At 44.2% G+C, this 11,459-nt stretch carries 13 protein-coding genes; 3 read left to right on the top strand and 10 right to left on the bottom strand.

Features of this window, described 5'->3' with window-relative positions:
* The 3 genes from cpu_RS13585 to cpu_RS02715 form a co-directional block, all read left to right on the top strand.
* Positions 1 to 681, top strand: a 681-nt coding sequence (locus cpu_RS13585) for a M12 family metallo-peptidase (protein WP_159433965.1), incomplete at its 5' end; no start/stop codon positions are given.
* 83 nt (positions 682 to 764) lie between these two features.
* Positions 765 to 1,394, top strand: coding sequence for a SurA N-terminal domain-containing protein (locus cpu_RS02720; RefSeq protein ID WP_075858445.1), 630 nt, complete (start codon positions 765 to 767; stop codon positions 1,392 to 1,394).
* Between the two features lie 63 nt (positions 1,395 to 1,457).
* Complete coding sequence (locus cpu_RS02715) at positions 1,458 to 2,474, top strand: asparaginase (RefSeq protein WP_075858444.1); 1,017 nt, start codon at positions 1,458 to 1,460, stop codon at positions 2,472 to 2,474.
* An 18-nt stretch (positions 2,475 to 2,492) separates the two neighbouring features.
* Here cpu_RS02715 and cpu_RS02710 read toward each other — a convergent pair whose 3' ends face one another.
* The 10 genes from cpu_RS02710 to cobU are packed head-to-tail and all read right to left on the bottom strand — an operon-like array spanning position 2,493 to position 11,459.
* Positions 2,493 to 3,260, bottom strand: coding sequence for an adenosylcobinamide-GDP ribazoletransferase (locus cpu_RS02710; RefSeq protein WP_075858443.1), 768 nt, complete (start codon positions 3,258 to 3,260; stop codon positions 2,493 to 2,495).
* 7 nt (positions 3,261 to 3,267) lie between these two features.
* On the bottom strand, positions 3,268 to 4,026 hold the full coding sequence (cobA, locus tag cpu_RS02705) for a uroporphyrinogen-III C-methyltransferase (RefSeq protein WP_075858442.1): 759 nt from the start codon (positions 4,024 to 4,026) through the stop codon (positions 3,268 to 3,270).
* A 10-nt stretch (positions 4,027 to 4,036) separates the two neighbouring features.
* Positions 4,037 to 4,765, bottom strand: coding sequence for a hypothetical protein (locus cpu_RS02700; RefSeq protein ID WP_075858441.1), 729 nt, complete (start codon positions 4,763 to 4,765; stop codon positions 4,037 to 4,039).
* A 2-nt stretch (positions 4,766 to 4,767) separates the two neighbouring features.
* A complete protein-coding gene (locus cpu_RS02695) occupies positions 4,768 to 5,241 on the bottom strand; it encodes an ECF transporter S component (RefSeq protein WP_075858440.1) in 474 nt (157 codons plus the stop codon).
* Positions 5,242 to 6,312 carry a pyridoxal phosphate-dependent aminotransferase gene (locus tag cpu_RS02690; RefSeq protein WP_075858439.1) on the bottom strand — a complete coding sequence of 357 codons (1,071 nt, stop codon included), beginning with the start codon at positions 6,310 to 6,312 and terminating at the stop codon, positions 5,242 to 5,244.
* Positions 6,305 to 7,168, bottom strand: coding sequence for a GHMP family kinase ATP-binding protein (locus cpu_RS02685; protein WP_075858438.1), 864 nt, complete (start codon positions 7,166 to 7,168; stop codon positions 6,305 to 6,307). The genes cpu_RS02690 and cpu_RS02685 overlap by 8 nt, the downstream gene beginning before the upstream one ends.
* The gene (locus cpu_RS02680; RefSeq protein WP_075858437.1) at positions 7,165 to 8,499 is read right to left on the bottom strand and encodes a cobyrinic acid a,c-diamide synthase CobB; all 1,335 of its coding nucleotides are present in this window, start codon (positions 8,497 to 8,499) and stop codon (positions 7,165 to 7,167) included. The genes cpu_RS02685 and cpu_RS02680 overlap by 4 nt, the downstream gene beginning before the upstream one ends.
* Positions 8,499 to 9,458, bottom strand: coding sequence for an adenosylcobinamide-phosphate synthase CbiB (gene cbiB, locus cpu_RS02675; RefSeq protein WP_075858436.1), 960 nt, complete (start codon positions 9,456 to 9,458; stop codon positions 8,499 to 8,501). The genes cpu_RS02680 and cbiB overlap by 1 nt, the downstream gene beginning before the upstream one ends.
* Before the next feature lies 1 nt (position 9,459).
* Complete coding sequence (locus cpu_RS02670; RefSeq protein ID WP_075858435.1) at positions 9,460 to 10,953, bottom strand: cobyric acid synthase; 1,494 nt, start codon at positions 10,951 to 10,953, stop codon at positions 9,460 to 9,462.
* Positions 10,953 to 11,459 carry a bifunctional adenosylcobinamide kinase/adenosylcobinamide-phosphate guanylyltransferase gene (gene cobU / locus cpu_RS02665; RefSeq protein WP_075858434.1) on the bottom strand — a complete coding sequence of 169 codons (507 nt, stop codon included), beginning with the start codon at positions 11,457 to 11,459 and terminating at the stop codon, positions 10,953 to 10,955. The genes cpu_RS02670 and cobU overlap by 1 nt, the downstream gene beginning before the upstream one ends.

The raw sequence follows: 11,459 nt of genomic DNA, 5'->3' as shown, positions 1-11,459 counted from the left end.
TATCCAAAGGCCGGGGTATATCTTGACCCAAAAACCGGGCTGCTTGTTGACATCGTCACCTCGGATCCCAATGGGCCACAACCGCCAGACCCGGACTCCCTGCCCGAAAAAAACATGAAACCGCCTATCCTCGGTAATAACGAAACTTTTAGTCTTTTCTCAATACCTGTTTATATAAATGAGCCGTGCGACGAAGAATGGCGGGCCCGCTACGGTACAAATTGGATGTACTGGGCCAACTATGCCGTTGAAGTTGCTGACGACTACCTTTACGAACAATTTGGTATAGATTTCTATTCCGTTGCCCAAAATGTCTGGAATTCCAATAATATAACTCCTGGCGATCTACTGGATGAAGCTAAAATAGAAGTCGGTCTTACCAACGGTGCTGATCTTATGGTAGCTTTTTCCGGACAAACTTACGGAAATACTTTAGGTATAGCGTACATTAACAAACCTGGCTCACTAATCTTTGACAGCGGAAGCAACTGGAATGGAATAATCGTTCGTCACGAAACGGGACATAATTACGGTCTGGCCCAGTGGTCACCCACCGATGGAAATAACCATTGCACGCGGCCAACCTGCTTAATGTACCCCATTCTCTACGGTCCCACCGAAAACACTACCCTCTGTGCAGACCATCGGTCCGAATGGCTTAACAATCGGAATAGATATTAAATTTAAGCAAAAACTTTAAAGAGCGGGGCAGGTCCCGCTCTGTTTTTTTAGGAAAAGAAAGTGCCGGAGGAGGAAGATTATACTTGAAACCTTTTTATAAACTACATAATAAAAACATATTATTATGTGGTATTTTTTTCGCGTTAGCTGGGTTGCTGCTATCGGTTAAGTTTTTTTTTAATGTAAATCAGAAAACCTATCAACCTAACGTTCTGGTAATTATAAACGGCGAAGCCTTAACTACTTCGGAAGTGAATAAGGTTATCAAAAACTACCGGATAGCAGGAAGCCTGGCTGCTAACCGCCTCGACCAAATCCTTTCCGACCTAATAGATGAAAAACTTATTCTGCAGGAAGCCAAGAGGCGAAAGATAGATGCCACAAGGGAAGAAATAGAAGCAAGGCTGAAGCAGCTTAAAAACCATTTGCCGTCATTATACCAGCAAATTTATACACAAATGTCGGAAAAAGAGTATAAAGAGATCCTGAAAAACCGGATTATCATCCAAAAGCTATATACTGAAGTCATCTCATCTCAGAAAAATAAGCCAACTGGAGAGCATGAACCTCTAGAAACTTCGCAAAAAGAAAAAGAAATCTTTGCTAAATGGGTAAAAGAGCTTCGGGAGAAAGCCGACATTACCTTCCTTCAAGAAAACATTCAAAACTTTAAAGAAAGCCTTCGTAAAGAAACTCCAGGGGTTGTCTATTAAACAAGATACTCCGGAGTTAACGAAAATGATATAATGGATGGAGGAGAAAAATGAGGTGAGATAATGAATTTTGCAACAGATTACACTCTTTTGGCAGAAGTTACCCGGGGTGATATCGTCGAAAGTGTCCACTTTGGTTCCATTGCCGTGGTCGATTACACCGGCAAGATTGTAGCCTCTGCCGGAAACCCGGAACTTGTAACTTATCTCAGGTCATCATCTAAGCCAATCCAGGTTTTACCCCTTTTAAGTCAGGATTTGCCTTTTAATTTTTCCGCTAAAGAAATTGCTGTAATGTGCGCTTCCCACAGCGGAACCGTAGAGCATACCCAAACGGTAGCAGGAATTTTACAAAAAATCGGGCTTGACGAAGGTTATCTAAGCTGCGGCACCCATGAGCCTTTCGATCGTCCAACTGCGTTATGGCTTAAACAAGAGGGACTGGAGCCAACGCCCCTTTATAACAACTGTTCGGGCAAACATGCAGGCATGCTAGCCTTAGCCCAAGCTAAAAATTATCCGTTAAAAGGTTACGAAAAGCTTGACCATCCGGTCCAGCAGGAAATTTTAAAGTTTATTGCTGACTTTACCGAAGTTTATCCAAAAAATATTAAGATCGGCATTGACGGCTGTGGGGTGCCGGTTTTTGCCGTACCCCTGAAAAATGGAGCTTTAGCCTTTGCGAAACTCTCACGGCCCGACCTGTTTTCCGGGAAACTAAAAGAAGCGGTAGAAACAGTAGTACACAGCATGAATGCCTATCCGGTAATGGTCGCAGGAACCGGCCGTTTTGATACCGATTTAATGGGAAGTTTTCCCGGTAGGTTTGTGTCCAAAATTGGGGCGGAAGCGGTGCAAATCGTAGGTGTTCTTAACAAAGGTATTGCCGTTGCGGTAAAAGTGGCCGATGGTAACGCCCGGGCCCTGGGTGCTATTACTTTAGAAGCCCTGCGCCAGCTTGGATTTCTAAATGATGAAGAGCTGCAAAAGATAAATGCTCACTACCGTCCGGTAATTAAAAATCACAAAAAAGAAATAGTTGGAGAAATAAAAGCGAATTTTACCTTAACAATCCATTAAAAGCTAAAAGGGGTGGTATCACACCACCCCAATAATATTGATAAGTAAAACCGCCACCGGAACAAAAAGGCCGGTTAATTCCATAATTCCGCCGTAATTATCTCCCGTTAGTCCCCCAAAAAACCGCTGCCAGCGAGCTGCCACCACAAACGCAAAAAGATAAGCCAAAAGCAAAATTATTAAAATTTTAATTAGAGAAAAATTAAAAAACGCCGCTGCTCCCAGGGTAAAAAGTAAGGTTTGCCCCAGGGTAAAGATTAACCCGGCAGTTGAAGCATTATCTTTAAAACCCCGTCCCAAGGAAGAACCCACATAGGGGAAGGAATAAATCACCAGGTAGCCCGTTCCCCGCAGGATAATTTCGGAAACAAGCACCGTAAAGGCCTGCATTTTCGGAGTAAAGGAAGCATAACTTCCGTATTTTAGAATTAAAAACGCTCCAAAAAACGCCACCGCCATCGAGCCTACCCGGGAGTCCTTTAAAATTTCCAGCCTTTTTTCCCGGTCGCGGTTGGAGTAAATTGCATCAAGGCTATCCAGTAACCCATCGATATGCAGGGCTCCCGATAAATAAATTTGCCCGGCTATTATAACTCCGGCCCAGAAAAAGGCCGGAAAGGACCTTCCGAATAATTCAATTATTAAGGCTAAGATACCACCGGTAACTAAACCATAAGCGGGAAGAAAGATAGGAGCCCTGTTAAATTTTTCTTCGGAAAAATTAAGTTTTCCCGGTACCGGAATCCTGGTGAAAAAGGTAAGGCCTAAAAGAAAGGTAGTTAACATTTTAAGCTCACTCCGTTAATGCTGATGGGGAATACCAACCAAGCTCCCCTTGTAATTTTACCACATCACCCACCACAATTACCGCCGGATGCTTGATCCCCGCCGCCAATACCTTTTCTACAATGTCTTCCAGGGTCCCGGTGACAATTTTCTGGCTGGGGGTAGTTCCCCGGTAAATTACCGCCACCGGTGTGGTGGCAGGCAAGTATTTTAAAAGTTCACCTTTTATAAACGGAAGGTTACTTAATCCCATTAAAATGACAAGGGTACCCCCGACCCGGGCAATTTTTCCCCAGTCTACCTCCCGTTCTTCTTTATTTTCCGTTTCATTGCCGGTAACTACCGTAAAACTTGAAGCAATCCGGCGGTGAGTTACCGGAATACCCGCATACGCCGGTACCGCTATCGCCGAAGTAACTCCCGGAACCACCTCAAAGGGAATCCCGGCCCGGGTTAAAGCCAAAGCTTCTTCCCCTCCACGGCCAAAAACAAAAGGATCTCCCCCTTTAAGCCGTACCACCATTTTTCCTTCCCGGGCTTTTTGTATTAAAAGCTCGTTTATCTCCTCCTGATTTAAACTGTGTCGGCCAGGAGCTTTTCCGGCATAGTAAAGTTCAGCAGAAGGATTTACATATTTTAGAAGCTCGGGGCTTATCAGCCGGTCGTAAACAACCACCTGAGCCTCTTTTAAAAGTTTTATCCCTTTTACCGTAATGAGCTCCGGGTCTCCCGGACCCGCCCCTACTAAGTATACCTTGCCGTTCATTGCAAACCTCCTAAGCTTTTTTGACTTTTGTGGCTTTACCCAGATAATGCACTGGAATCTCCGCTTTAAGCTCAATACCCTCTTTTAACGCCACCAGCAGTGAAGTTCCCGGTCCTGCCGATTTTTCCAGGGAAAAGGTAGGGGCTATAACGCTCTCTATTTCAAATCCCTGATTTTTAAGCCACATTAGTTCCGCCCCAACTCCGCCGGACCCACAGGGGATTATTTCCAGTACATCATTATTTTGGCTCAATTCATAAACCAAATGAGGTGTAGCCTGTAGTTCCGGAAATTTTAACACTTCTTCCCCTAACAGAGGTACGCCTACGATATATAAGTCCGAAGTTTCGCAAATCCTGTTTACTAAAAGCTCGTCTCCCAGACCCACCGCCGTAAAACCGGCTCCCGTGGTATTTGTAGTAAAATTCTTTTCACTGCTTCCGGTAATTTCAATGGCAAAAGGCAGGGTTTTTACTTCCGCCAACACCCCCTGATAAATTTCCTTACCAGTAGGTTCCCATTCACACGAAACGGTACAGGAAATTACCTGCGGCCTGGCCTTTACCGCTAAAAGCTCCATCAATACCACCCGAGCCCCGTAACGACCAACGATTTCTCCGGAAGTTTTTACTATATCCCCGGCTTTCGGACCAACCCCACCAATGCTATCGGCAGCAATTACCATCTTTTCCCGGGATAGAGGTACGATGGTTAAATCCCGGTATTTAAATCCGGCCATACTCATCTCTCCGTTTTTCCACGAAGAGCCCGGGCAGTTAAACCGGCCAGCAAAATATTAACAAACGATGCCACCAACAGGGGTACTACCATGGCGGTGAAAAAGGCCATACCAAATTTGGGCATAAGGGCAAAGGAAAGGGGAGCTATGACTCCATTTAATAAGGTAGCCACCACAATACCTACAATAACATTGCGCTTACCTAAAACTCCAAATACCGCAGCAAAAATGGCCATCTCCAGCGCAACTAACAGGTGGAGCGGTAAGGTCAGGGGAAAACCTGCAGTAGCGGCGGAAAGTAAATGTCCTAAAGCAGCCACCAAAGCTCCCAAACCCGGGGACAAATAAAGGGCAGCAAAATAACCGGGTAAACTATCCAAAGCTACGGTTCCGGTAGGACTGGGAACTTTAATAAAGGCGCCAACGGCGCTTAAGGCAATTAAAATTGCTAAAGTAGTAAGGGTTCTGATATTCATTTAAAAAACCTCCTTGAATAAAATATTTTTTAAGGCATTTATCAGCACCCGGTTTTCTTTCCGGGTTTTTACCGCAATCCGCACCGCTTCCCGTTTCAAGCCAAAATTTTGAAGCGGTCTTACAGCTATCCGGTATTTTGCCAGTTCAGAAAGAAGCTGTTCTGAGCTGATACTTTCAGGAAGATAAGCCATTAAAAAATTTGCTTTGGACGGCAAAACCTGAAAGCCAAGACGAAAAAGATTTTGGCTTAAATACTCCCTTTCTTTTTTTACTAAAGTCCTGGTTTTTAACAGATAATCCCTCTGGGCCAAAAGTACCGGCCCTATCTCCGCTGCCAGATTATTTATCTCCCACTCGGGTAAAAATTTTTTAAAATCTTTATAATCCTTTTCCGGTAAGATTAAAGCTCCAAGCCTTAAGCCGGGAATGGCAAAAATTTTGGTAAGGGAAATTAAGATAAAGACATCTTTTAGCTTACCGGAATTTCGCCAAAAGATTTCCCTCTCATCTTCCATAAAATCGGCAAAACTTTCATCTAAAAGAAGCTTTATCCCTTTTTCCTGACATAAAGCAATTAATTTAAATAATTCACTTACGGGCCAGGCAGAGCCATCGGGGTTGTTCGGCCGGCAAATAAACAATAAATCTCCCTTCCGGCCTTTTTGTAAAAGATAAGCCCTGGCATTACTATACCCTTTCTCCTCTAAAGCACAGTCCAGCTTTTCTACCGGTATTCCGCGATTTCTTAGCGTTTTTTCGTAAAGGTTAAAAGTAGGTCCGATAATTAACCCCCGGGAAGGTTTTAGATAAAAAAGTAAATAGTTTAAAAGGGACGAAGCCCCGTTTCCCAGAACTACTTCTTCCTTTTGAAAATACCCGTAAGCTGCCTTTTCTAACTCCCGGTACCGGTAATCGGGATAGGTAGAAATTAACTCCTTTAAGTTTTCCCGCAAAAGTTTAAGAGCGTCTCTGGGTGGACCCAGGGGGTTTAAATTGGCGCTAAAATCGTAACGCGGTAAAACCCCGTATTTTTCGTAAAAAAGTTGCTTATTTCCTCCGTGTTCAAGCATCCTGAACCTCCAAAGTAATTCCCCCATCCACCAGGGTTAATACCCGGCATGTATAGGAAGAAAACTTTTTTCTTAAGATTTCTTCTTTTTCCCGCGACCACGAATTATGAAACCAAAGGCCAATCCCGCTGCCGCTATGGGCCACGTTAACCCCCACCGCTCCCAGTCCTTTACCAACCCTGTAAACCCAGAAAAGTTCCTCTTTAGGCAATATTAACTGGTGGGCAAAAGCATCAATGGTTATCCCCTCCCCAAAAAGATACGAATTATCGGTTTTTAAACCCCAGAACACCATTTTGAGCGCCTGACGCACTTTGGGCTCTTTAAGCCGATTTAGTTCCTTTAAGTCCTCCCGCCGGTTAAAGGCAATCGTATCTACCGCTTTGCCGGTATCAATCCAAAATATTTTATAGTTTTTTGCCGCCGCTATCCGGTACCAAAAACTCCCCCGGCGGTGGTCAACGAGAGAAATTCCCGGAAGAAAGCTCCCATCGGTGGGCTCCACCTGGGTTAAGATTTTTAAAAACTCCCCGCGGTTAATCCTAATTCCACTTAGCTTTAACATCCCAGCCAAACTTCCGGCTAAATCCGCCGTGCTGCTGCCCATGCCCCGGCCTTCGGGAAGATTTCTCGTAACTTTTATGGTAAATTTATGTTTAACCGAAAATTTACTGTAAAATATTTCTACTAACCGCTTGATTTTGGGTCGATCTTCGGGAATTTCAAGTTTTTCGTTAAGAGCAATTTCAACTGTATTCCCTATGTTAACCGGGGCAGTTAATAAAAAATCTTTTCCTCCAATACTTCCCTGAACCAGTTCTCCCGCCGTACCGCAAACATACGCTTTTATTTTCATCCTTTTCTTCCACCTACAAGGGCCTTTACTAAATCGGCCTTACCGTAGAAATTAAGATGTAAAAACGAGGCAAAAATATTGTCTCTTGCCACCCCATCAAAGGCTTCCCGTCCGTTTTTCCGTAAGAGATACGCAGGATTGTCCTGCGGCCCTGAATAAGTGGAATAATGAAATTTATGCCCAGTGAGCTCTTTCTGAAAGTTTTGCCCCAAAAATCCTCCAACGGCTTTTCCCTGGTAATACCCCAGGCCCTGAAGTTTATCGATTAATTTCATTTCCCCGGGTAAAATACCGGTCAAAGGATAAGTTTGCTCCTTAACCTTAACGCCGGAAGTTAAATAAATAAAACCGCCGCATTCCGCATAAACTCTAAGACCACCCTGGATTTTCTTTTTTAAATTCTGGATAAATTTTTGGTTTAAAAATAAGTCCCTGGCAAAAAGCTCGGGATAACCACCCCCCAAAAAAAGTAAGTCTACGGGAGGAAAATCGGAATCGTTTAAGGGACTTACCGCAAAGACTTCGACGTTAGATCTTCTCAAATACTCAATTGCCTCCTGGTAATAAAAATTAAAAGCTTTATCAAAGGCATACGCTACGCGCTTTCCTTTTAAATCGGGGTATTTAATTGCCGGAAGCTTTTTCGGAACAGTTAACTCCGGTAAAGTTGCCAGCAAGTCAGCAAAATTAATTTTTGCCAGCACTTTATCTTTTATTTCTTTAATAATTTCTACGATATTTTGCTCTTCGGTGGCCGGGATAAGGCCTAAATGCCTGGATTTAAGTCTGGAAAGTTCGTTTTGGTAAAACACCCCAAAAACCTTAACCCCCAACGGCTTTAAGGCCGATAAAAGATGTTCCTCATGGTTTTTCCCCGAAACTTTGTTTAAAATAATCCCGGCAATTTTGATATCTTTTTTAAATTTAAGATAACCGTAAACTTGAGCTGCTACGGTGGTACCAAGATTCTGGGCGTCAACCACTAAAATTACCGGAAGATTTAAAAGCTTGGCCAAACGGTAAGTGCTCCCGGAAAACTGTTCGTCCCGGCCATCAAATAAGCCCATTACCCCCTCCACTACCGCTACGTCCGCTGCTTTAGCTTTTTCGTAAAAAAGACGGCGAACCAATCCCGGAGAAGTCAGGATCTCATCGAGGTTATAGGTAGGTTTAGCAAGCGCTAAACGGTGGTAGGTAGGATCCAGGTAATCAGGCCCAGCCTTAAAGGCCTGCACCTTTAAGCCCAAGTGTTTTAAAGCTGCCAATATCCCAACGGTTAGGGTACTCTTGCCTGCTCCGGTAGCGGTACCACTTATTATAAATCCTTTCATCACACCTCACCCCACAAAAAAGAAACCCCTAAAAGTAAAACCATTAAAATTACCGTAAGCCAGAAAAGTTTTAAAGCCCTGTCGATTACCTCCGGAGTTAACGGATTTAGCGGTTCACCTAAATAAGCTCGAAAGCTTTTCTGCCCGTGGTAAATGTTTTCGCCTCCAAGCCTGACCCCAAGACTTCCCGCCAGGACGCTTTCGGGAATTCCGCCGTTGGGGCTCGGGTGTTTTTTAGCATCTCTAAGCCAGGTTTTTATTGCCCTTTTCCAATCATATCTTAAGATAAAGGCTGCTAAAACCATTAAAACTCCCGTCATGCGGGCGGGAAGGTAATTTAAAAGATCATCCAATTTTGCCGCAATTCGCCCGAAATAAAGATACCTTTCACTTTTATAGCCCACCATGCTGTCTAAAGTATTTACAGCCCGGTAAAACCATACTCCAGGAAGCCCTCCAATTAAATACCAGAAGAGGGGAGCCACTACCCCATCGCTGGTATTTTCGGCCAGGCTCTCCAAACTTCCCCTTACCACTTCCGTCACCGGTAATTCCCGGGTATCACGGCTTACAATCATTCCAAGACTTTTTCGGGCTTCTGCAAGGTTACCGTCTTTAAGGTAGTTTTTTATGGTATTAACCGAAACAGCCAAACCGGTCGGGGCTATAGCAAAAAACAGCCCTATCCCCTGAAAAACAACCTGGAAAAGAAAAGGTAGCTTCTGGGTAAAATGCTGGTAGACAAAAGCTATGAAACTTACCGGCAATAAGGTTAGCCCTACCAGTAAACCTCCGCGAACGATTAAAGCGCTCTTGATAGGCTTTTTCGGGTAAAGCTTTTTTTCTATAAAAGCAATGTACCGGCCAATTAAAGCTACCGGGTGATAATTTTGTCCAGGATCCTTAAAGACAATGTCTAGTATTAAGGCAATTAGCACGGTAAGAAAAATTACTTTCATCTCAGATCCCCAAAATCTCGTAAATTTTCTTCAAATTAACGTTTTCCCTGAACACCCGGCCTATTTTGTCATAATTTTCCAGGCGCAGATTTTTTAAAGAAGTCGGGCGATTTTCAAGGTCGCCAAGCCCTTTTTCCCGCCGCAACCGATTTAACAATCGGTGGCGAAAAAGATCGTTATCAAAAATACCATGTAGGTAAGTTCCTAAAACTCTGCCGCAGGCAAATACCAACGGATTTTCCCTATTATCCAATACATCACTTCTTTCCCCTGAAAGAAAAGTTCGACCGTGGTGAATTTCATAGCCGGAGATTTCTTCCCTCTGGAGAAAGAAATAGCCATCGGCCCTGGTAACCCGGGTACTTGTCCGCCGGGTAATTTTATCCCCGCGAAATTCGGTGACAGTATCGAGGATTCCTAAGGCTTTAACTTCCGTTTCCTTGCCCTCCACCAAATCGGGATCCAAAATCTTTTCTCCAAGCATCTGAAGACCCCCGCAAATTCCAATCAGGGGTTTTCCTTTCTTTACATAAGCGTAAAGCTTTTGGTCAAGGCCCCTTTGTTTTAAATAGTTTAAATCGGCTACGGTGTTTTTACTTCCCGGCAATATTACCAGATCAAAATCGTCCCGAAAATCCTGAAGAGTTTTGATGTAAATAAGCTCCACGTCCGGTTCATACTGGAATATTTCAAAATCGGTAAAATTGGAAATCCTGGGGTACCACAACACGCCAATTTTTAAATCTTTCTCCCGGTTACTAACAGTTTCTTCCAAACTTACCGAATCTTCTTCGGGAATTAACAATTCGGGTATATAAGGCATTACCCCCAAAACCGGAACACCGGTTTTTTCTTCCAAAAAAGTCAGGGCAGGCTTTAATAATTCCAGGTCTCCCCGGAATTTATTTAAGATAAAGCCGCACACCCTTTTCCTTTCCTCGGGCTCTAAAAGTTCCATTGTCCCCACCAGGGAAGCAAGAGCTCCTCCCCGGTCAATATCGGCCACTAAAATAACCGGAGCATTGGCTAAAAAAGCGGTTTTCATATTGGCAATGTCGGAAGCTTTTAAATTTACTTCCGCCGGACTTCCAGCACCTTCAATCACAATAAAATCAAATTCTTGCGCTAAAGTTTCGTAAGCTTTTTTTACCGCTTCCCAAACCATACTGCGCCGTTCTAAATGGTAGCTCTTGGCCGAATAGTGACCGACGGGTTTACCCAAAACTATAACCTGGCTCCCTTTATCGGACGAAGGTTTTAATAACACCGGGTTCATTTCTACCCGGGGCTCTAACCCGCAGGCTTCCGCCTGGGCTACCTGGGCTCTACCCATTTCTCCGCCATCCAAAGTTACGTAGGAATTTAGAGCCATATTTTGTGCTTTAAAGGGGGCAACTTTAAAGCCGTCCTGATACAGCACCCGGGCTAAAGCTAAAGTCAGCACCGATTTTCCTACATGGCTGGCGGTTCCCTGAAACATTATCGCCCTGGCCATTAGCTCACCCCCTTGATTTTTACCGGTATTCCCGCCACGGTAAGGTAAACTTCATCACAGTACTTAGCAAAAACTTGGTTGACCAGGCCGGCTACATCCCTAAACTTACGGGCTAACGGGTTATCGGGAACAATTCCCGAGCCTACTTCGTTGGTAACAAAGATAAGCGGAACGGTAATCTTAGGAAATATTTCTACCACTTCATAAGCTTTACCAACCACATCTTCTTCTTTAAGAAGTAAATTGGTAACCCAGAGGGTTAGACAATCGACCAGAACCGCATCTCCCCGGGCTGTTAAAAGAACGTCCCGTAAATTTACCGGCTCCTCCACCGTGGTCCAGTTAGGGGGACGACGGCTTTGATGTTTGGCAATCCGCTCACGCATCTCTTCGTCACCGGCAGTAGCGGTAGCCACATATACCACTTTTTCCCCGAAAGAGGTCGCTAACTTTTCCGCAAAACTACTTTTGCCCGAACGCACCCCACCGGTAATTAACACCTTCAC

This window comes from Carboxydothermus pertinax, from assembly GCF_001950255.1.
Classification (GTDB): Bacteria; Bacillota; Z-2901; order Carboxydothermales; family Carboxydothermaceae; genus Carboxydothermus; species Carboxydothermus pertinax.
The sequence above is the reverse complement of the archived record's forward strand: the minus strand, read 5'-3'. Positions and strand labels throughout refer to the sequence as shown.

Coding starts and splice junctions, on each gene's coding strand:
- cpu_RS02715 (WP_075858444.1), top strand. CDS start 1,458: ATGAATTTTGCAACAGATTACACTCTTTTGGCAGAAGTTACCCGGGGT.
- cpu_RS02710 (WP_075858443.1), bottom strand. CDS start 3,260: ATGTTAACTACCTTTCTTTTAGGCCTTACCTTTTTCACCAGGATTCCG.
- cobA (WP_075858442.1), bottom strand. CDS start 4,026: ATGAACGGCAAGGTATACTTAGTAGGGGCGGGTCCGGGAGACCCGGAG.
- cpu_RS02700 (WP_075858441.1), bottom strand. CDS start 4,765: ATGGCCGGATTTAAATACCGGGATTTAACCATCGTACCTCTATCCCGG.
- cpu_RS02695 (WP_075858440.1), bottom strand. CDS start 5,241: ATGAATATCAGAACCCTTACTACTTTAGCAATTTTAATTGCCTTAAGC.
- cpu_RS02690 (WP_075858439.1), bottom strand. CDS start 6,312: ATGCTTGAACACGGAGGAAATAAGCAACTTTTTTACGAAAAATACGGG.
- cpu_RS02685 (WP_075858438.1), bottom strand. CDS start 7,168: ATGAAAATAAAAGCGTATGTTTGCGGTACGGCGGGAGAACTGGTTCAG.
- cpu_RS02680 (WP_075858437.1), bottom strand. CDS start 8,499: ATGAAAGGATTTATAATAAGTGGTACCGCTACCGGAGCAGGCAAGAGT.
- cbiB (WP_075858436.1), bottom strand. CDS start 9,458: ATGAAAGTAATTTTTCTTACCGTGCTAATTGCCTTAATACTAGACATT.
- cpu_RS02670 (WP_075858435.1), bottom strand. CDS start 10,953: ATGGCCAGGGCGATAATGTTTCAGGGAACCGCCAGCCATGTAGGAAAA.